The sequence below is a fragment of the Exiguobacterium marinum DSM 16307 genome, from assembly GCF_000620845.1.
In the GTDB taxonomy this organism is placed as follows: Bacteria; Bacillota; Bacilli; order Exiguobacteriales; family Exiguobacteriaceae; genus Exiguobacterium; species Exiguobacterium marinum.
This window is the reverse complement of the sequence record NZ_KK211189.1, coordinates 1,155,983-1,175,680: the sequence shown is the minus strand read 5'-3', so window position 1 is coordinate 1,175,680 and position 19,698 is coordinate 1,155,983. Positions and strand designations below refer to the sequence as shown.

The window sequence follows — 19,698 nt, the reverse complement described above, 5'->3', positions numbered from 1 at the left end:
ATCCTCCTTTATACCCGTTCGTCAAAGAGATGATTGAACTCCATGAACGCTGCAAAGAAATCGAGGGATTTTTTGCTTGGGATTTCGCGGATCACTTCGTTGTTCGTATCCACGATTTGAATATAGTAGTCGTTCAATTTTTCATGCTTCATAAATTTTAAGCCTGTACGCTGTTGTTCCAGTATTTGATTCGCCTTCTCGACGGCCGCCTCTAGCTTGGTAACGTGTTGAGGCGTCGGAAGAATGACGATGCCTTCGTCGGCGAGTTTCGCTTGATTCGCTTCGACGAACACGTTTTTCGTTTGTTCATACGGCAAGACGGAAGAAGGTAGGTGAAGCCGGACTTCTGAAATGGTCGGGTTCATGTTGGTCTACTCCTTATTTGTTCTTCTCTATCTTAATATCGGCAAGTTAGGAAAGAAGTTCAATGGAAACTTGTTCAATGATTGTTCATAATTATTTTCTTTTGAATTGAAATTCGATTATTTAAATTGGGTATTTAATATAAGAACGTACATTCCCTTAAGAGAGGATAAAAAGCGATGAAATGGGAAGAATTGACGACTTTTGAGAAGAGTTTATTAATGGGGACTTTATTGGGAGATGGACACATCGGAATTTCTAAAAAGAAATATCCAAATGCGAATTTAAGATATGGAGAACATTTTTCAATCAAGCAACTCGAATATCGTGAATGGAAATTAAACAGCGCTCCACGAATTTTTTCGAGTATCATCAAAAACAATAACGGAACAAGCGCTTCTCTCACCTCACGTTTTGATGAACTTTTCACTTGGCTTCGAGCAGAACTTTATATCGGAGGTAAGAAAAGCATCCCCCTTCATTTACTTGAAGAATGTACGGATCCAGTTTTTTTACTAGCACTCTATTTAGATGATGGCAGTCTGTGTGTCACGCGCTCAACCCGTTCAAAAAAGCAACAAATGATTTTAACTCCTCATATCGCACTCTACTTGCAAGCATTTCATCCTTCTGAATTAAATTACTTAAGTCAATTCATCGAAAAAACATTTGGACATCGTTTTGTGCTAAGTCGAAGAAATGATGGTCACAATTTCATTCTCCGTATTCAAAAGACGGAAGTTGCTCTAAAATTCTTAGACTTTACTGCTTCATACAGTGAGAAAATACCTTCTATGGCATGGAAGCTAGATTGGGAACATCGCTTGCAGTTGGAGAAAGAAGCGAATCCAGATATGATTGTCATCACATCAAAACCTAAAAACGATTATTCGGAGGAAGAAATCGAACTGATTGTGACTTCAAAATTAAAAGGAATTTCAGATCAAGAAATTGCAGATATACTAGGACGTAGCTATTGGTCTGTCGTATACAAGTGGCAAGATATTAAGAAGAACCGATTAAAAGAAGAACAAGTTGTGTATGTAAGTTAAAAAACACCCGCGTTCCCTTCCAGGATGCGGGTGTTAAAAATCATATTATAGAGCCGATTAACGAAGCAATTGAAGAACCGCTTGCGGTTGCTGATTCGATTGCGCCATCATAGCCTGTGCAGCTTGGTTAAGGATGTTGTTCTTCGTAAAGTTCATCATCTCTTTTGCCATGTCTACATCACGTACACGTGATTCAGCAGCTTGAAGGTTTTCAGCAGAAGTACTCAAGTTGTTAATTGTGTGCTCAAGACGGTTCTGTACCGAACCAAGTTTTGAACGTTCAACCGAAACTTTTTGTATAGCTTGATCAATTACTTTAACTGCTGTTTCAGCTTGTGACTGTGTACCAACTTGTAAATCTTTAACACCAAGTGTAGATGCACGCATATCAGAAATTGAAAGGTTGATTGTTTGACCATTGTTTGCACCGATATGGAATGTAGCTGATCCATCGTTACGAACATCTTTCGCTTCAGTGCCTACTTCAAAGTTTGAAAGGGCATTTGAAGCTGCTTCTTTACGTTCGCCAGTTGCAGATTTAACCTCGATTGCAAAGCCATTGATTTGCCCAACAGATCCACCAGTTGCAGCCGTAATTGTAGTTGCACCTGATGCCGTAGCTGCAGTTGTCACAGTTGCATTTCCTGCAATAGCAGTATTGATCGCTGCCATTGTATCAACAGCTGCATCTGCAATTGTAAAGGTAGCTGTTTGTTGAGTTCCGTTAACAGACCATGAGGCCGTAATTACGTCACCAGTTTGTAACCCAAGGTTATTTCCAGCTTTGTCTGTAAGTACGTTTAAGACTGTACCGTCAGCCGCTGCAGCGTCAAGACCACTATTATTCACAATTGTACCTGTTGCAGTTGCCTGTGCAGATCCCATTGCTCCATTTAAAAGTTTTTTAGTGTTGAATTCAGTTTGGTTAGCAATACGATCAACTTCAGTTCCAAGTTGTTTCATTTCATCTTGGATGTTAGAACGGTCTTGAGTTGTGTTTGTATCGTTCGCTGATTGAACTGAGAGTTCACGCATGCGTTGAAGAATTGAATGTGTTTCGTTCAATGCACCTTCACCTGTTTGAATAAGTGAAATTCCATCTTGTGAGTTACGCGTTGCCTGATCTAAACCGCGAATTTGCCCGCGCATTTTCTCAGAGATTGCAAGACCAGCTGCGTCATCTCCAGCACGGTTGATACGAAGACCTGAAGACAATTTCTCCATCGCTTTGCCTGTTTGTGCTGTATTGAATGACATGTTACGGTGTGCGTTCATTGAGTTAAGGTTGTGGTTAATAATCATTGTAATTTCCCTCCATAGGTTTGAGTTTTTCCGCTCTTCCAAATCCATTTGTCCGAGCATGCAAGGTTTAGGCCGGCCCCTCACCTTACATTTTTTTGGAACGTTTTATCGTTTCCATACTCTATATCGGAGTGCGTTCCTATCTGTTTAGTCTTTTTCGAAAAAAGTTACACGTTTTGAATAGAAATCTTCAAATTGCATAAAAATAGCCCACTCTCGTCGGCTTTTGATGACCAACTCGAGTGAGCTATTCTAACTTACACTTCCACCTTCATCTGTTCCGTCTCATTCTGCAAACTCTCCGCAACCCGAACGAGCTCTGACATCGCCCCGTTCACTTCACCAAGGCTTGCCGCTTGCTGGCTCGCCGCTGACGTCACTTCATTCGCATAACGTGATGCTTCTTCGACCATGCCAACGATGCCTGCCGAGTTTGTCACGACCGAATCGATTTGACCGCGTGACTCATCTAAGAGGGAATCGACCGAATGGACATGGCTGTACACTTCATTCGCTGAGTTGTGGATCGACGCGAACGCACCACCCGCTTTTTCAACTAAGCCGACGCCTGTCTCTACTTCTGCTTTGACGTTCGCCATTGAAGACGATGTATCGCCAACGAGACGCTTCACGTCGACGATGAGATCCGTGATTTCTTGAGTCGAATTCGCTGTTTGTTCCGCGAGCTTTTTCACTTCTGCCGCAACGACGGCGAATCCACGACCATGCTCACCGGCACGTGCCGCTTCGATCGATGCGTTCAAGGCAAGCAAGTTCGTCTGTGCCGAGATGTCACTGATGACATCCGTGATCCGTGAGATTTCGCCTGTCATTTCCGTCAACTGGCTGTTAAGTGTTGATGATTGCTCCACTTTCCCAGCAATCGCATGCATCGCGTTGACGGAAGACGAGGCAAGACCCTTCCCGCTCTCTGCTTCCTGTTGCATCTCGCTCGCCGAATCAAGCGCCGATGACATCTCTTGGCGGATACTCTCCATCGTACGCGCGACCGCTCCGAGCAAGTCCATCGAATTATACGTCGCACTGACGTTGTCTTCTAACATTTTGTTGAGAGAATCCATCGCAGAACGAATACTTTCGCCGGCAACGTTCCCTTCTTGAACGGAAGCTGCAATCTCTTGTGCCGAACCAGTCAATTGGTCTGCCGTGTAACGCATGTTCGTGCCTTGTTCCCGAAGGTGTTCGACCATGTTGTCCATCGACAAGAGTAAACGTCCCATTTCTGAACGATCCGTCGTCTTCTCGTCTGCGAAGTGCACCGTCAAGTCGCCGTTTCCGACTTCGACGGCTTTTTCAGATGCCATTTCGACCGCTTTCAGTGGTCGACGGGCAATCAAGTAGATGACGATGCCGCCGAGTGACGAGATGAGTAACGCCGCAACCGTACCGACGAGCATGACCTGACCTTGTTCCATCTCGAGTTCCGTCAAGAGTAATAGGGTGATGTAGCCGACCGCTCCGCCCGTGATAAAGGATGTGACCAAAATCCACGCGAGCAATTGCGTCGTAAAGTTTTTAAATACTTTCACTGTTTGTTCCTCCTCATTGTGTTCATCACTTACTATATCGTCCATTTTCCAAAGAATGTATAGCGTTTTCAGTTGAACGTTTGGTCAATGAAAAAACGCACCCCGTCAAGGAGTACGTTTCGTCAAAATGCTTCATCGTCACGTTCGACATGCATCATACGTCGTGGTGTCGTCGCCGCATCAATCGCGAGTGTGATCGCTGCTGCCCAGTGTAGCATCATCCCGACAAACGGGATAAAGCCGAGGACTGACGCCGCAATGCCGACCGCCGCCCCGTACGAGAATCGATTCAGTCGACTGAACGACAGAATCAATACGATCACGTGGTACACGAACATGAACCCGAGGGGGGAGTACCCCATACTGATGATAAACAGACCACCGAGAAGTGGGATTCCGAGAAATGCTTCAAACGCCGCGCCGAGCCATTTTAGATTTTTTACCATGTGGTTCACCTCATAATTCGATCATATAAAACTCATAGCCGCCATTTTCCGCAAAACCGGCACGCTTATAAATCTCGAGCGCCGCCTTGTTTTCCGTCTCGACATCGAGCTCGACTTTCGTTCGACCCATGCGGAACAGTTGTTGCACCATCTGTTTCAACATTTTCGTGCCGTAGCCTTTGCCTTGCTCACCTGCTTTGACCCCGAACGCATGGATACTTGCCGCGTCATCCCCTGTGAGCAGGGCACGGATGATCCCGACTGGCTTTCCGTCAACCTCGCCGATGTACGTCACGCGATCTGGCGTGTCGATTTGTTGATAGATATTTTCCGTCACATCGACCGGGTCACCGAACGCCTCGCTGAGCGTCGCGATGATGAGCGGACGGTCGTCTGCTGTCGCCTCACGTAGCGATACCTCGTCCGGCTTCAAGAAAAGCTCCGCCTTTTTCAAGACGAGATTGTATTCCGAGAACTGGTATGCCGCCTGAAGATGGTCGAGCACTGCCTTTCCAGATGCCGAGTTCCGGTCGATGACGAACGTGAACGCTTCGCAACCGTTCAATTTCGCGTCCTGTTTCGCCGTCTCGAGAAGTGCCGTGAAGACACCTTGCTTCCGGTATTCCGGATGGACGAGCGCGTTCACCTCATATTCGTTCGGAAGATACGGGAAGAGCATGAGATAGCCGACGAGCGTCTCCCCGTCATATACCGCATAGTCGTTCTGTCCGACCGACTCATGTCCTACTTTGACATCAATCTTGTCATTCGAGTTGACCGCCTGTTCTAACGCCGTGACGTCATCTGCCTGTCTTACTTCTTCTACTGTCCAATTCATTCATATCACCTCATTTGTATTGTAGCACAAAGGAAAAAGCCCGCCGTAGCGAGCGGGCTCTCAGTCATTCCCTTCATTCTGAAAAAGATACGTCACTTCTCGCATCGTGACCGAGATGACGATCACGATAGCCAAGATGATCCAGCTTTCTTGTTTCGGTAAATCAAACACATACACAGCAACGATAAACAGAAGGGCTACAATCAATCCCTCCGTATAATCCCTTTCTCTCGTTCGCACACGACCACCCGTTCCTTATAACGTCCGAAACTCTAGCTCAGGAAGGGTCTCGATCAACTCGGCAATCTCGTCCGTATGTGCCTCGGCACCCGGGACGGCCTCGGTCGGTTCGACCCAGAAGAACGTCTTATCGTTCGTTCCGAGGTAGTTGCCGTAGCCGACCTCTGTCGCGAACGTCTCTTCTGTCAACTCACGGTCGATCAAATCTAGGTGGAACAACAGTTGGTCTTCCCCGTCCTCGACGTTATAGTATAAATCGAACGTGCCGTAGCTCTTCGTGTCCCCGATGTCGACAACGTCCTGTGCCTTCTCGATATAGACGTCACCCCGCTCGATCGCCGAGACAATCTTCGATGGCAAAATGATCTCGTAACCGAGCTCACGGTCACGGATCGTCTGAGTCGTGTCCTCCGTCCGCCCCCGGGACGAGACGACACCGACCGTCGCCACCAACGCACCGGTCACACCGAGCGCGAGCGCCCACTTCATCGATTTGTTCACAAGAACCACTCCCTACTTGTTAATGTCTTCACTTGATTATCCCATAAGTCGATGACTTTTCATTAAATATTCTGAAAAAATGTTTCCCCTTACATTGACGACTGTCCGCCAATCCCATACGATGGTAATAACGTACTATAGAAAAGAGGAACTGACATGTCTAACGAAACTACTTTGACGCGCGCCCAGCTCGACGCACTCCTGAAAAACGTCTTCGCCCTGCAAATCCCGGTCATCGAGAAATTCATGACGGATTTGTTTAAACAATACGTCTCGACAGCATCTACGTTCAAGCAAGATATGGACACGATGAAAGCATCTGACTGGCACAAGCATTTCTTCGGTCAAAAAGTGATGCCGCACCTCTTCATCGAGAACCTCGGCTTCGGCGCATCGTTCCGCCACCAAGGTCAAGAGAAGGTCGTCAGCATCCCCGAAAATATGACGGTCGTCAAACCGGACTCGGACGCACAAATCAAAGAGATTTTAGAGAATCTCGATCAGACGCTCGCATCGATGGACGGCGTCAAAAACAAAGGGCTCGTCAAGAAATTTTATAAAGAAACACTTGAACTCATCTGCCAACTCGGTAGCCGTACCGGTATGATGGATGACTTCTACGATAAAGTCAAAGGCAGTTTGACAACAAGTTGATGACCATCCCCTCGTTTCTAATGAACGAGGGGATTTTTCATGTCTCTTTTCGAATTGCTGATTCCCCTTACAATAAAAACGGACAGCTTTCAGCCATCCGTCTCGTCATTCACCCTCTGTCATGACCGTAGTTCGAGCGCGGCGATCCGCTCCATCCGCTCGAGGATTGGCTTCGCCTGGTCGATATACGCCCTCACTTCAGCAAGCGACAACGACGCCGCATGCGCATCCTCACTCCGCCACACTTCATATACGAAAACCGTGTCTGCCTCGTCAAGCGACACGTGGACCCGATACGATTCACAGTCCGAAGTCGCCTCCATCTCACGCGCTGCTTCCGATAAAATCGCCACGAGTCTGTCGCGTTGCCCCGCTTTCGTGACGAGCTTGCCAATCAGTGCGTACATTCTCCATCTTCCCCTTTCTCTTGCATCGACTCATTCCACTTTCCATGTCAGATTTCCTGCCTTGACGGCTCACATGCCTTGAAGGTTTGCTATACTTAAAGAAAATGGAAAGGGGGCACCCCGTATGCAGCGTACACCCATGCCTTCCCCAACACCGGAGGAAGTGCAGCGCTTAAGGCGCGAACATAATCCGATCAAGGCATCCGAACTGTTTGCGAAAGTCGTCCTCTTACTGCTCGGCTCCCTCGTCTTCGCGGTCGGTTTGGAGGCCTTCCTCGTTCCGAACCAAATCATCGACGGAGGGATCGTCGGCGTCTCGATTATCGTCTCGTATTTGACCGAGACGAAACTCGCCATCTGGCTCGTCCTCTTCAACTTGCCGTTCATCTATTTCGGGTATCGACAAATCGGGAAGACGTTCGCCGTCGTCACATTGACGGCAATCTTGCTCATGTCGGCCTTCACCATCGTCCTTCATGACATCAAGCCATTCACCGACGACCTCTTGTTGTCGACCGTTTTCGGTGGCTTTTTACTCGGGGCCGGGATCGGGCTCGTCATCCGTGCAGGAGGTTCACTCGATGGGACAGAGATTCTTGCCGTCTCTTTTACGAACCGCTTACCGTTCTCGGTCGGTGAGATCGTCATGTTCTTCAACATCTTCATTCTCGGGACAGCCGGTTTCGTCTTCAGCTGGGACCGGGCCATGTACTCGCTCCTCACGTATTTTATCGCTTTTAAAACAATCGATGTCGTCTTAGAAGGGATTGATCAGTCGAAAGCGGCGTGGATCATTACGACGGCACCTGAAGAAATCGGCCAAGCGATTATGGACCGGCTCGGTCGGGGCGTGACGTATCTGCATGGAGAAGGTGCCTATACCGGAGACGGAAAGAAAGTCGTCTTCACCGTCATCAGCCGACTCGAGGAGACGAAGCTGAAAGATATCCTCGATGACTATGACGAGAAAGCTTTTCTTGCTATCGGTAACATTCACGACGTCCGAGGCGGACAGTTCAAGAAAAAGAATATTCACTAAACGTGAAATCCCCTATAACCGCTGGACAGGATTTGCCAACGGTTATAGGGGATTTTTTAGGCGAACCTTACCTGATCTCGACCACTTCGCTTCGCTACATACAAGGCTTCATCCGCACGTTCGAACACGACCATACTCGATTCATGTCCTGCGACGGCTGCACCAATCGAGATGGTCATCGGAATGACCTCTCCTTGACATTCAAAAATCGTGTGACGCACGGTCTGAACAAGCTCTTCCGCCACTTCTTTCGCATCCTCACTTCCCTCAATCACAAGCAAGAACTCTTCTCCACCGTATCTTCCGACAAATCCTGACGGGGGGCAATTCCGTTCTAACGTCTGTCCAATATGACGAAGCGCCGCATCGCCGGCCAAATGCCCATATGTATCATTCAACTGTTTAAAATGATCGACATCGATGACAAGTAGCGTCCAAGGTTTGCCGGACATCTCTAAGTCATTCATCTGTTCGAGTGTTCGGTACCGATTCGGCAGTCCCGTCAATTCATCAATGGTCGCCCGGTGTGTATGTAAAAGGAACATCCATAGATGGGTCTCAAGCTTTTTCGCCGCCCAATAACAGAGCCAGGCACCAAGCGATAACATGAGAAAGTAAGGGACAAACACGTTAAAAAATACACCTGTCCCGACACTACCCGTCACCTGGATCAAAACGAGTAACGCACCAAATCCGATGTAGACGGCGTATCCTTTCACCCGATTAATGAGCACGCGGGAAACCACTAAAGAAAATAAGAAAAAGACGATAAACATGAGAATGGCGTCAACGAACGGGGCACTCATCCCATGGATCGTCATACGTCCGATAAAGATAAGTCCGAGCGTGACAATCGCCCCGAATGGCCCAGCGTAGGTCGCTGATAGCGCAATCGGGATGAGGCGGAGATCAATACGTGCCTCACCGAGTTCGATGGCATTGATCGTCAGGAGAATCGCCGTCAGTCCATTCGACACCCCGAACCAAAATCGGACAAATAATGGAGAAGTTCGTTGAATCGGCAAGACCGTCCGCATCACATAGAATGTAAGCGACATGAATAAAAAGATGAGACTAATGTTGATGACAAATTGATTAATAACCGCTCCCACCAATTCTCCTCCTTCCCTTCCCGTTTCTATCCTATCCCAACTCATCAAGAAATGTCATTCACCACTTATCGATTTCATCAAAAAAGTCGAAAGCTCACGCTTCCGACTGCTTGTTAATCATTTGCTTCATCAAGTTAGCGCTGTTTCTTGCCGACTCGTTCTCTTCCTGCATTTGAATGTACACTTCATGACGGTGAATATCGATATGACGCGGGGCATCGATGCCGAGCTTCACTTGGTCACCTTCGATCGCGAGCACCGTGAGCGTCACATCGTCCCCGATATGGATCGCCTCACCTTGCTTCCGTTTCAATACGAGCATCAGCGCACCTCCGTTTTCGTTCCGCCGAGCGGATAGCGTGCCGGAAAGGCGTCGTCTAGAATGACCTGTTTCCCGCGACGTTCTTTCGTCTCGATGACGATCGGTGCCTTCAAATTGAGAGTCGACGACTCGAACGGCTCACGGAGCGTGACGACGGAGTAGACCGATACGTGTTCCGCTTCTTCGATTCCAAGTTGGTCTTTCGCACCGTCTGACAACTCGAACGCATAGTCCGACTTATGCCAGAACGGATTCGTCACGACGAACGCGCAAGCCTGTTCCTCAATCGATTGAAGCGACCAGAACGGCAACTCTTCACCATACGGAATCAAGACGAACGTCTTCGAATCCGGGAATCCTGGAATCTCACTGACGAACGTGATCGTCTCCGCTTCATTTATTTCAACCTTGCCAAAGTAATCTGTTTCAATGAACATGGATTGTCCTCACTTTCAACGCGTTTCATCATACATCCCACCGATTGGCCATATTTCGAGTGACGCCTGTTGACGGAGCGAGATGTCCGTCGTCCATGGCGTAAACGAGATATCCGTCGGTGTAAGGGATACATCAATTTGGGGTGGCGTGATATTCCACTCGATTTTCACATCCGCCGGCGTATACGTCAACTTGACACGGTCAATCGATTTCGGCATATAGCCCATCTCGACGATCGGGTATGGGTCGTTCACTTTCTCCGCTGCCATCGATGGGATCGGATTCCCGTTCTCGATGCGCATGAGACGGTCCCCGTCCCGGGCGATGTTCGCCATCGCCTCACGGGCACCTTGCTCTCCCATCTGACCGAGATATTTCCCGAGTTCAAGCGCACCTTTCAAGTTGCTCTCGCTTCTCGCCACCGATGAATCGACCTCGAGCTTCCCCGGTATCGTCTGTTGCGTCATCTCGGCTTTCCCTTGCTGGATGGAAAGATCGGCCCGCCCTTGACGCATCTCGAGTACGGGACGATTCGAAGTCATCTGGATCGCGGCATGTGTCTGCCGCATCTCAAGTCTTGCGAGATTCATGATCGCTTACCGGAGAAAGTCTAGGAGCGTCGGTTGGATGATGCGGGCACCTGCAGAGAGTGCTGCACGGTGGACCGTCTCATGTGACTTCAGTTCCATGATGACTTTCTCCACATCGATATCTTCGTTGTCAGACATGATCGTTTTTGCAATGATTTCATGATCCTGCAAGCGATTATCTACAAGTTCCAAACGGTTCGCCCGGGCACCGAGTTCGGCGCGTTCTGTGATTAAGCTCTGACCGAGTGTGTCGAGCGTGTCGAGTTCAGCCGATAGGTCGGCGCCGCCTGTCGCTGGATCATTCAACATCGTCGTCAATTTGTGAAGACCTTCGAAAAGTTCTTTCCCAAAGATTGTCTCCGGTTGCATGTTCACTTGCACTTTGATACCTTTTGACACCTCGAACTCGATTTTCCCAGTCGTTGTCGGGGCTCCCGCAACGTCCGTATAAATCGTATTCACGTCTGCTGTAGCACTCGAATCAGCAAGGTACGCTTTAAGATTATCGATATCGATCAACGGTTGGTCTGTTTTCGTTCCGTTATAAATATACTTCTCGCCCGCTTTCGAATTTGCGAGGGAGCCGATATGTTCAATCAATTGGTCGACCTCACTCTTGATGATGGCGCGTTGTGAAGATTCATACGTATCGTTCGCCGCTTGCGTCGTCAATTCGCGAATTCGCTTGACGGCTTCCGTCACTTCGTTTAGCGTCGAGTCCGTCAAGTCCATCCAACTTGTCGCCTCGCTGACGTTACGACGGAATTGATCGACTTCACGCACCTCCGTCCGGTACCGGATCCCTTGCATCGCGACGACCGGGTCCTCTGATGCTTTTTGAATCCGTTTCCCGCTGATAAGTTGTTCCTGGACGCGAGCGAGTGTGTTATAGCTACTTGATAAATGCTTCAAGTTCGTCTGTGTGAGCATCGTCTGTGTGACACGCATCAGTCATTACCTCCCTACGACACCCATGCCGTTAATGATTTTGTCTAACATTTCATCGACGGCCGTGATGTTACGTGCCGCCGCATTATAAGCGTGCTGATACTGGATCATCATCGTCATCTCTTCGTCGAGCGAGACCGCGCTCACCGACTGGCGACGCTGGTCTGAACTGCTCAATAGGGCGAATGTACTCTTGGCGAGGTTTCCGTTCTGGCTCGCCTCGACAGCCATGTTCCCGATGACGTTTTGATAGTACTTGCCGATCGAGGTTGAGGTCGTAACCGAACCAGAAAAGCTGAGCGCGCTTTCTTTCAATTGGGCAAGTTCGAGAGCACCACTTCCGTCCCCGATGTTTCCATCTTTTGATGCGGCAATCAAATCTAAGTTCTTCATGAAATCATCGTTTACAGTAATCGTCGAAGCGCTCGTCATCCCTACGAAAAAGTCAGTTCGACCTGCAACCCCATCTGCATCTTTATTTGTGCCATGAGCCGTATTAAATGCTGAAGCGAAAACATTCGCCATTTCATCCAGATCTGCGAGCATTTTCGTGAAGGAGCCATCATGGGCTTCTGTGCCTGTAGACGTACCATACATATCGACAAGTGCTTTCCACTTCCCGTTCGGCAAGTCATTAAATGTAAGCGTAGATGTTCCCCCAGCGGCATTCGTTAGCGTCATATCTTCAATCTTACCGACCCCACTTGTTAAACCGTCGACAAGTTTCACTTCAGTGCCACCAATATTAACGCGAATATCAACTCGCCCTTCAGCAACACGTTGCGAGTTACCGCGTGTCTCTCCGTTCAAATAATCAACGGGTACGCGCTCGAACTCGATATATTGGGACAACTCATCCATATAGCGGTCACGTTCGTCATATAATTCGTTCGGTAAGACACCAAGTGGCTCCGCGTCTCCGATTTGACGGTTGACGTCACCGATTTTTGTCAACAAGTCGTTGATTTTTTTCGTGACGACGCCCGCTTCCGTCTTTAAGTCATCCTGTACTTTTGATAATGAAGACGACATATAGTTAAATGTCTGTGCCAACGTCAATGCTCGTTGCCGAACCACGCTTCGCGCACCCGTATCGTCCGGGTTGACCGATAAATCTTGGAGTGACGCCCAAAACATGTCAAGTGACTTGGCGAGTCCGTTCTCTGAAGGTTCGTTGATGATGTCTTCCATCCGGCCGAATGCCGCTTCTTTCGTCGCATAGAATGCGTTCTTCACCGACTCGTCACGATACTGTTGGTCAATCATGAGATCGCGAATCCGGGCGAGTGTCTCCCCGCGTACCCCGGTCCCGAATTGTCCGGCTTTCGTCCCCCCGAAATTGACCGAGAGCTGCTCGGTCATCCCGAGTGTGAGCCGTTGTCGTGAATAGCCAGGGTTTGAGGCGTTCGCCACGTTATTCCCGGTCGCCTGAAGCGCCCATTGGTGTGTCGAGAGACTGCGGCGCGCCGTCTCTAATCCCATAAATGTTGAACCCATTCCACTTCCTCCTTAAACGTCACGGCTGAACGAGCGTGTTTCAAACGCCTGTTGTCCGTATGTGAAATCATCTGCTTCCGGCATGATCATGTCCAAATGCCAGGTAATATAACGAAGCGATTGTTCGAGCAGTGTCGCGTTCAATTCGTTCTGTCGCTTCAACTCGAACAAGACCGGTCTCAATTCCTCTATCTCTTCATCGTCCAATTCATACGTCCCTTGAAGTCGTTCCGCTTCTTTTTGTGAAATTTGTCGGACGAGTTTCGCTTCTTCTTTGACGAGCGTGCTAAATGCCGCCATGTCGTTCTCAATGAGAAGCTGTTCTTTTGCGTAGGCCAATTCGAGTAAACGTTTATGTAATGTGAGCATGAGTCTCTCCTTTTTTCAAAAAAAGAGCCGACTAAAGAAAGGGGTGCCCCTTATTTAGTCAGCTTCCGTGCCGTGTTATTTAGTGCGAAGGCCTCAAACGGACCTCGCTTCCATTCATCCTTGTAGAAAGCGTTTAGCGATGTCGCGCGCGTCCCGTGAATACGTGCCCGCATCAATCTCTGCTTTCAAAGCATCGATTTTAGCGAGACGGTCCGGATGTTTCACCGGTTCTTCAAACCGGGCGCGGGCTTCCGCCGAAATTGACAATTGGTCCGTTTGGCTAGATGGCGCGGGCTTCGGCTCGACTTGCGTTTTCTTTTCATAAGTGTTTGGTAAATGTACCCACTTGGCTGAATCGATGCGCATGCGTCTTCCCCCTCTTCATGATGTTAATCCAAACGATAAGTGCGGATACTTGATTGTTTCGTCAAGCTATCCTGTAGACTGGACAGTTCCTTCTGCATATCTCTCTGGCAGTTCGAACAAACTTTCCCTTCGTTCGTCGGTTGACCACAACGAACGCAGCGGATCGCAAGCGCCGGATTGTCCTTGATAATCAAGCGTCCTTCATGGATATATCGCGTGATATCAAGTTCAGATACACCTGTCGCTTCGACGAGGGCTCCGATGGTCGTCTGTTTGTTGGCTGGCTCACGAATGAAGTCGCGGACTTTCAAAAAGTTTTGGAAGTCAACCTCACTACATGATGGACAGTACGGTGAACGGCTCTGTTTCATAAATAAGCGTCCACACATTTGGCAAGTTGCTGCATCCATTGGTTTCACCTCTGCTCTTTATATCGGACGCGATTTCGATTTGTTTAGCGCCCGAAATAAGCAAATCGCAGAAACTTCTGTCGCACCTGCCTGACGTAACGAAAATGCCGCCTGATGAAGCGTTGTCCCCGTCGTATAGACGTCGTCTACAAGAATAATTTTCCCACATTTCACTGAAGTCGGTACAGTGAAAGGATTCGTTCGGTGTCGTCTTCCTTCTTTCCCGAGTTCACGTTGACTTGAAACCTCTGATTTTTCGAGAAGTTGTCGCGTCGGACCGATGTATCGGGCCAGCACCTCTGCCTGATTGAAGCGACGCGTCTGAAGTCGCTCTTCACTCAGCGGAATCGGAACGTAGGTTACACCCGGTGTACGTAATGAGCGTAATGTCGGCGCCACCGATGCTGCAATCACGACATCTCCGCTGAATTTGAAACGGTGCAGCCAGTCAATCCCCGCCTCATCATATGCGTACAGACAACGAACGGTCAAATCTAATCCGAGCGCAAGCCAACGGATACAGTCCGCACACGTCTCACCGGTCTCATTCGGTTGACCGCAACGTGGGCAACCTGTCCCGAGCGGCGTGAGTTTCGTCTCACAAGCTGGGCACACCCAGTCCTTCCGCCAAAGTGTAGCTGGCGTCCACGGGACCTTCATCGGCTCGTGACAAAGAAGACACTTCATCGCCGATTCGCCTCCTTAATTGCCCGGATGGCTTGATCTTGACGGAACGTGCGCTCCTCGTAAAAGAAACAGACCTCTCCTGTCGGTGCGTCCGGTTTTCGCCCCGCCCGTCCTGCCATTTGAATGAGTCCGCGTGTCGTAAAGAGCCGATGCTCGCTCTCAATCACCGCGACCTGCACGTCCCGCACCGTCATCCCCCGCTCCCAAATTGAGGTCGCGAGGACCACACCTTTCGTCTCTTGAAGCCAATCGAGCGTCTCGAGCCGTTCCTCCGTGTCAGCGGATACGGTGCGGCATGTCACTCCCGTTTCTCGTAACTGCGCTTCATAGCGTTCGAGGTCCGGCTTCGTCGGGACGAACAAGAGACGCGGTTTGGATATATGTCGCTGACAAAAGTCTAGAATGCGTTCATCCGATTGCTTGACGAGAGTCGGGACAGGCAAATCAAACCCGTGATAACGCCGAGAGAGATGAATCGTCGGAAATGTCTTTTGCCACATGGTCGGGGTCGCCGTAATGAACAAGAAGACACCTCTCCCGGCCCGTCGTATCGTATTCCACAAGGCCACGTCAAAGGCAAACGGGAAGGCATCGGATTCATCGACGAGCACATAGTCGAATACGTGACGTAGATTCATGAGTAACGGCGCGGTCACCACGGTGATCATTCCGATGGATGCTTTCTCCCCGCCCCCGTATCTTCTCGTGACGGGGACAGTGAACGCATGTTCTAATCGTTCTACCCATTCAATGGCAACGTCCCGCCGAGGTGACACGATCAATACCCGCTTCCCTTCATTGACGACCCGTTCGATCACCGGGAACGTCATCTCCGTCTTCCCGGCCCCGCATACCGCATGCACGAGTCCCGTCTTTCGTTCATCCCACCACGTGAGCAGTTGACTAGCGACACGCGTTTGGGCAGGGGCGAGCTCGAACGGCATCGTCAATTCGGTCGTTTCAGCCAAGGTCGCGATGTCTCGTTCTTCTAGATAATCACAACGACAGACACGCCCGAGATAAAGACAATTTCGACAATAGGCACACGATCCGTGATGACAGGTGAACGTCCGGACGTTCGTGCTGAGACAGCGTTGGCAAATGCCAAAGCGGATGGCCCGTTTTCCTGTCGGAGCGATAATGATTTCTCCCATAATCGAACTCCTTTTTGACCTCACGTTACCAAAATGGATACGTGAATGCGACTCGACTTATATAGCACAACTTATCTCCTTCACACAAATAGGACCCGACAAAAAAGTCAGGTCCTATCTGTTATTTCTGTTTGTAGAACATGATCGCCTCGTACGGGCGGAGGGACAATGTCGTCCCGTCGAGCTCAGGCACGTCGTAGTTGTGACTGACGACGTTCACCCGCTCGAACCCTTCCGGAATCGTGTACGTCGTTTCGGTTCCATAGAAGTTTGCGACAACGAGGAGCTCCTCGCGGTCGGTCTTCCGTGTATATGCCCAAACGTCTAGCGAATCAGGGGTGAGGAGCGTGTAGTCCCCGTCCGTCAAGACGTCAAGTTCTTTTCGTAACGCAATCAAATTCTTGTAGTGGTAGAATACCGAGTTTTTATCATGTAATGCCGCTTCGACGTTCACGTCTTTATAGTTCGGCGCCACGTTGATCCACGGGGTACCATTCGTGAAGCCGGCATGCGTCGTCGCATCCCACTGCATCGGCGTCCGCGAGTTGTCGCGTGACTTCTGTTTGATGGCTGCCATCATGTCTTCATGTGACACGCCTTCCTCACGCTTCAATTTATAGTTATTGAGCGTCTCGATGTCTCGATACTCGTCAAGCGAGTCAAAGCCAGGATTCGTCATCCCGATTTCTTCTCCTTGATAGATGTATGGCGTCCCTTGGAGTCCGTGAAGTACCGTAGCGAGCATTTTGGCACTCTCGATACGGTGATTCGTGTCGTTCCCGAAACGGCTGACGACGCGTGGCTGGTCGTGGTTACACCAGAAGATGGCGTTCCACCCTTTTCCGTGCATCCCGCGTTGCCACGTCGACATGATGTCTTTCAACTGAATGAAGTCAAACGGGGAGGCGACGAACTTCTCACCGTTCGGATAATCGACTTTCAAGTGGTGGAAGCTGAACGTCATACTGAGCTCGTTCTCGTCCGGGTTTGAATACCGTACGCAGTGATCGAGCGTCGTCGACGACATCTCCCCGACCGTGATGACGTCATGACCGTCAAACACTTCACGGTTCATCTCTTTCAAATATTCATGGATGCGTGGACCGTCCGTATAGAACTTCCGCCCATCCGACTCGTCTTCCGGGAAGTCCTGCTCTTTTGAAATCAGGTTGATGACGTCGAGACGGAATCCTTTGATTCCTTTTCCGCGCCAAAAACGCATCATTTCATAGACGTCCTCGCGCATCTGTTCGTTCTCCCAATTTAAGTCGGCTTGTGTCACATCGAACAAGTGGAGATAGTATTGTCCGCTCTTTTCATCATATTCCCACGCGTTCCCACCGAACTTCGACTCCCAGTTCGTCGGTTCATCGCGCCAAATATAATAGTCTCGGTACCGTTCGTCTCCCGACAATGATTTTTGGAACCAAACATGTTCGGTCGACGAGTGATTGACGACGATGTCCATCATGAGGCCGATGCCCCGCGCCTCCGCCTCACGGATCAGTTCGTCGAGGTCTTCCATCGTGCCGTACGACGGGTCAACGGCATAGTAATCACTTACGTCATAGCCGTTATCGTGTTGAGGTGACTGATAGACAGGCGTCATCCAAATGTATTCGATGCCGAGCTCTGCCAAGTAATCTAGCTTCGCCGTCACCCCTTTAATCGATCCGGTCGCATTCCCTTCCGGACTGTAAAAGCTTTTCGGGTAAATTTGATAGACGACTGATTTGCGCCAATTTTTCTGTGTCATAGACGACATCTCCTTTTGTAAGAGTTTTCATTTCAATAAGAAAGAGGGAAGAACTGCCGTCCCTCCCTCCCGAATCATTTCTTATGCGACTTTGTTTTCTTCGATTTCACCCTTCTTCATGTAGCGTTTCGACAAGACGAACGTGAGCGCGAACGGTACGATGATCGCGATGAACATGCCGACGATGAAGAGAAGGATTTTATCTGTGAAGATCGAGAGGAATCCTGGGAGTCCCCCAACACCGATGGCGATCGCTTGAACGTCATTCAATGTGATGAAGATTGCCGCGATTGCCGACCCGATCATCGCTGAGTAGAACGGGAATTTATTCGGCAAGTTGACCCCGAACATGGCCGGCTCTGTGATACCGAAGTATGCAGAGATCGCTGAAGTCGATGCCATACTCTTTTGTTTCGCATTGTGCTTGTAAACGAAGAACATAGCGAGTGCGGCAGAACCTTGCGCGATGTTTGAGAGGGCGATCATCGGCCAGATGAATGTACCGCCTGTATCCGCGATCAACTGAAGGTCGATGGCGATGAATAAGTGGTGCATCCCTGTGACAACGAGCGGTGCGTAGAACAACCCGAAGAGGAGTGCCCCGACGACCGGTACGGCTTCAAACGTGTTGACAAGTCCTGTTGCGATCAAGTTACCGATTCCACGAGTGATCGGTCCAACGATTGCGAGTGCGAGGAATCCAGTGACGACGATTGTCGTGATCGGAACGACCAAGAGCTGAATCGCGTTCGGCACACGTTTTTTCAAGAACATCTCGATTTGACTCAAAATATATGCAGCGGCGAGGACCGGCAAGATTTGACCTTGGTAGCCGACTTTCTCAATTTCGAAAAGTCCTAGGATATCAAACGTTGGTACTTCGCCTTCAAGTGCTGCTGTCCCGTAGCCCCATGCGTTCAAGAGGTCCGGGTGAACGAGCAAGAGACCCATGACGATCCCGAGTACTTCGCTACCACCGAATCGTTTCGTCGCCGACCATCCGACGAGTGCCGGTAAGAAGACGAATGACGTATTCGCCATCATGTTGATGAGATCCCAAAGTCCTTGTAAGTTCGGATATGCCTCGATGAGCGTCTGCCCTTCGATGAAGAGACCTTCTGAAGCGAGTAGGTTGTTGATCCCCATGAGGAGACCGGCTACGATGATGGCTGGAATGATTGGCATAAAGACGTCAGAGAAGACTTTGACGAGTTTTTGAAGCGGATTCATTTTTTTGCCACCTGCAGATTTGACCTCGGCGACCGTTGCCGCCTCAAGACCGGCGAGCTTGATAAATTCAGCATAGACGCGATCGACATCACCGGCTCCGATGACGATTTGATACACGCCAGAGTTCTCGAACGCCCCTTTGACGAGATCGATTTCTTTCACACGTGCCTCATCGACTTTCGACTGGTCTTTGAGGGAGAGACGAAGACGTGTCACACAGTGAGCTGCCTTGTCTACATTATCTTTGCCACCGATTGCTTCTAAAATGTCTGCGGCAATTTGACGATAGTCTGCCTTCATGTTCATAGTCCTCCTTTGTTTGAAAACTGCTTATGAAAACGGTTACTTATGATTACAAACAAAGTATAACTTATCTATATAAGTTAAGTCAACAACTTATCTATATAAGTTTTGATGAACGTCATTC

24 protein-coding genes are annotated in these 19,698 nt (G+C 49.3%); 3 read left to right on the top strand and 21 right to left on the bottom strand.

Annotated elements, in window-relative coordinates; translation table 11 throughout:
- Nucleotides 1-8: 8 nt before the first annotated feature.
- On the bottom strand, nucleotides 9-365 hold the full coding sequence (locus P400_RS0106405) for a flagellar protein FlaG (protein ID WP_026825397.1): 357 nt from the start codon (nucleotides 363-365) through the stop codon (nucleotides 9-11).
- Nucleotides 366-542: 177 nt separating this feature from the next.
- On the opposite strand from P400_RS0106405, the gene P400_RS15010 reads away from it, so the two are divergent.
- Nucleotides 543-1,415, top strand: coding sequence for a hypothetical protein (locus tag P400_RS15010; RefSeq protein ID WP_051545957.1), 873 nt, complete (start codon nucleotides 543-545; stop codon nucleotides 1,413-1,415).
- A 57-nt stretch (nucleotides 1,416-1,472) separates the two neighbouring features.
- Here the strand turns inward: P400_RS15010 and P400_RS0106395 are convergent, their stop codons facing one another.
- The 6 genes from P400_RS0106395 to P400_RS0106370 form a co-directional block, all read right to left on the bottom strand.
- Complete coding sequence (locus P400_RS0106395; RefSeq protein ID WP_026825396.1) at nucleotides 1,473-2,717, bottom strand: flagellin N-terminal helical domain-containing protein; 1,245 nt, start codon at nucleotides 2,715-2,717, stop codon at nucleotides 1,473-1,475.
- Nucleotides 2,718-2,974: 257 nt separating this feature from the next.
- Nucleotides 2,975-4,267 (bottom strand): methyl-accepting chemotaxis protein, encoded by a 1,293-nt coding sequence (locus P400_RS0106390; protein ID WP_026825395.1) that lies wholly within the window; start codon nucleotides 4,265-4,267, stop codon nucleotides 2,975-2,977.
- A 122-nt stretch (nucleotides 4,268-4,389) separates the two neighbouring features.
- Complete coding sequence (locus P400_RS15005) at nucleotides 4,390-4,713, bottom strand: hypothetical protein (RefSeq protein WP_034770911.1); 324 nt, start codon at nucleotides 4,711-4,713, stop codon at nucleotides 4,390-4,392.
- Between the two features lie 10 nt (nucleotides 4,714-4,723).
- Nucleotides 4,724-5,551 carry a GNAT family N-acetyltransferase gene (locus tag P400_RS0106380; protein ID WP_026825394.1) on the bottom strand — a complete coding sequence of 276 codons (828 nt, stop codon included), beginning with the start codon at nucleotides 5,549-5,551 and terminating at the stop codon, nucleotides 4,724-4,726.
- A gap of 60 nt (nucleotides 5,552-5,611) precedes the next feature.
- A complete protein-coding gene (locus P400_RS15665; RefSeq protein WP_161634148.1) occupies nucleotides 5,612-5,791 on the bottom strand; it encodes a hypothetical protein in 180 nt (59 codons plus the stop codon).
- Nucleotides 5,792-5,806: 15 nt separating this feature from the next.
- Nucleotides 5,807-6,292, bottom strand: coding sequence for a hypothetical protein (locus P400_RS0106370; RefSeq protein ID WP_026825393.1), 486 nt, complete (start codon nucleotides 6,290-6,292; stop codon nucleotides 5,807-5,809).
- A gap of 156 nt (nucleotides 6,293-6,448) precedes the next feature.
- Here P400_RS0106370 and P400_RS0106365 point away from each other — a divergent pair, with 156 nt between their 5' ends.
- Nucleotides 6,449-6,946, top strand: a complete 498-nt coding sequence (locus tag P400_RS0106365; RefSeq protein WP_026825392.1) for a hypothetical protein — start codon at nucleotides 6,449-6,451, stop codon at nucleotides 6,944-6,946.
- 119 nt (nucleotides 6,947-7,065) lie between these two features.
- On the opposite strand, the gene P400_RS0106360 is transcribed toward P400_RS0106365, so the two are convergent.
- Nucleotides 7,066-7,353 carry a putative quinol monooxygenase gene (locus tag P400_RS0106360; protein WP_026825391.1) on the bottom strand — a complete coding sequence of 96 codons (288 nt, stop codon included), beginning with the start codon at nucleotides 7,351-7,353 and terminating at the stop codon, nucleotides 7,066-7,068.
- Nucleotides 7,354-7,477: 124 nt separating this feature from the next.
- Here P400_RS0106360 and P400_RS0106355 point away from each other — a divergent pair, with 124 nt between their 5' ends.
- On the top strand, nucleotides 7,478-8,392 hold the full coding sequence (locus P400_RS0106355; protein WP_026825390.1) for a YitT family protein: 915 nt from the start codon (nucleotides 7,478-7,480) through the stop codon (nucleotides 8,390-8,392).
- Between the two features lie 56 nt (nucleotides 8,393-8,448).
- Here the strand turns inward: P400_RS0106355 and P400_RS0106350 are convergent, their stop codons facing one another.
- The 13 genes from P400_RS0106350 to treP form a co-directional block, all read right to left on the bottom strand.
- The gene (locus P400_RS0106350) at nucleotides 8,449-9,504 is read right to left on the bottom strand and encodes a GGDEF domain-containing protein (RefSeq protein WP_026825389.1); all 1,056 of its coding nucleotides are present in this window, start codon (nucleotides 9,502-9,504) and stop codon (nucleotides 8,449-8,451) included.
- A 94-nt stretch (nucleotides 9,505-9,598) separates the two neighbouring features.
- On the bottom strand, nucleotides 9,599-9,826 hold the full coding sequence (gene csrA, locus P400_RS0106345; RefSeq protein WP_026825388.1) for a carbon storage regulator CsrA: 228 nt from the start codon (nucleotides 9,824-9,826) through the stop codon (nucleotides 9,599-9,601).
- The gene (fliW, locus tag P400_RS0106340; protein ID WP_026825387.1) at nucleotides 9,826-10,263 is read right to left on the bottom strand and encodes a flagellar assembly protein FliW; all 438 of its coding nucleotides are present in this window, start codon (nucleotides 10,261-10,263) and stop codon (nucleotides 9,826-9,828) included. The genes csrA and fliW overlap by 1 nt, the downstream gene beginning before the upstream one ends.
- A 15-nt stretch (nucleotides 10,264-10,278) precedes the next feature.
- Nucleotides 10,279-10,854: a DUF6470 family protein gene (locus P400_RS0106335; protein WP_026825386.1), complete on the bottom strand. Its 576-nt coding sequence runs from the start codon at nucleotides 10,852-10,854 to the stop codon at nucleotides 10,279-10,281.
- Between the two features lie 6 nt (nucleotides 10,855-10,860).
- Nucleotides 10,861-11,802, bottom strand: coding sequence for a flagellar hook-associated protein FlgL (gene flgL, locus P400_RS0106330; RefSeq protein WP_026825385.1), 942 nt, complete (start codon nucleotides 11,800-11,802; stop codon nucleotides 10,861-10,863).
- Nucleotides 11,803-11,808: 6 nt separating this feature from the next.
- Nucleotides 11,809-13,299 carry a flagellar hook-associated protein FlgK gene (flgK, locus tag P400_RS0106325; RefSeq protein WP_026825384.1) on the bottom strand — a complete coding sequence of 497 codons (1,491 nt, stop codon included), beginning with the start codon at nucleotides 13,297-13,299 and terminating at the stop codon, nucleotides 11,809-11,811.
- Between the two features lie 12 nt (nucleotides 13,300-13,311).
- Nucleotides 13,312-13,668 carry a flagellar export chaperone FlgN gene (gene flgN / locus P400_RS0106320; RefSeq protein ID WP_026825383.1) on the bottom strand — a complete coding sequence of 119 codons (357 nt, stop codon included), beginning with the start codon at nucleotides 13,666-13,668 and terminating at the stop codon, nucleotides 13,312-13,314.
- A 114-nt stretch (nucleotides 13,669-13,782) separates the two neighbouring features.
- A complete protein-coding gene (locus tag P400_RS0106315; protein ID WP_026825382.1) occupies nucleotides 13,783-14,034 on the bottom strand; it encodes a flagellar biosynthesis anti-sigma factor FlgM in 252 nt (83 codons plus the stop codon).
- A gap of 23 nt (nucleotides 14,035-14,057) precedes the next feature.
- Nucleotides 14,058-14,444, bottom strand: a complete 387-nt coding sequence (locus P400_RS0106310) for a flagellar protein (protein WP_026825381.1) — start codon at nucleotides 14,442-14,444, stop codon at nucleotides 14,058-14,060.
- 18 nt (nucleotides 14,445-14,462) lie between these two features.
- On the bottom strand, nucleotides 14,463-15,131 hold the full coding sequence (locus tag P400_RS15370) for a ComF family protein (protein WP_051545956.1): 669 nt from the start codon (nucleotides 15,129-15,131) through the stop codon (nucleotides 14,463-14,465).
- Nucleotides 15,128-16,285 carry a helicase-related protein gene (locus tag P400_RS0106300; protein WP_026825380.1) on the bottom strand — a complete coding sequence of 386 codons (1,158 nt, stop codon included), beginning with the start codon at nucleotides 16,283-16,285 and terminating at the stop codon, nucleotides 15,128-15,130. The genes P400_RS15370 and P400_RS0106300 overlap by 4 nt, the downstream gene beginning before the upstream one ends.
- 121 nt (nucleotides 16,286-16,406) lie before the next feature.
- Nucleotides 16,407-18,041, bottom strand: a complete 1,635-nt coding sequence (gene treC / locus P400_RS0106295; protein WP_026825379.1) for an alpha,alpha-phosphotrehalase — start codon at nucleotides 18,039-18,041, stop codon at nucleotides 16,407-16,409.
- An 81-nt stretch (nucleotides 18,042-18,122) separates the two neighbouring features.
- Nucleotides 18,123-19,571, bottom strand: a complete 1,449-nt coding sequence (gene treP / locus P400_RS0106290; protein WP_026825378.1) for a PTS system trehalose-specific EIIBC component — start codon at nucleotides 19,569-19,571, stop codon at nucleotides 18,123-18,125.
- Nucleotides 19,572-19,698 lie beyond the last annotated feature (127 nt).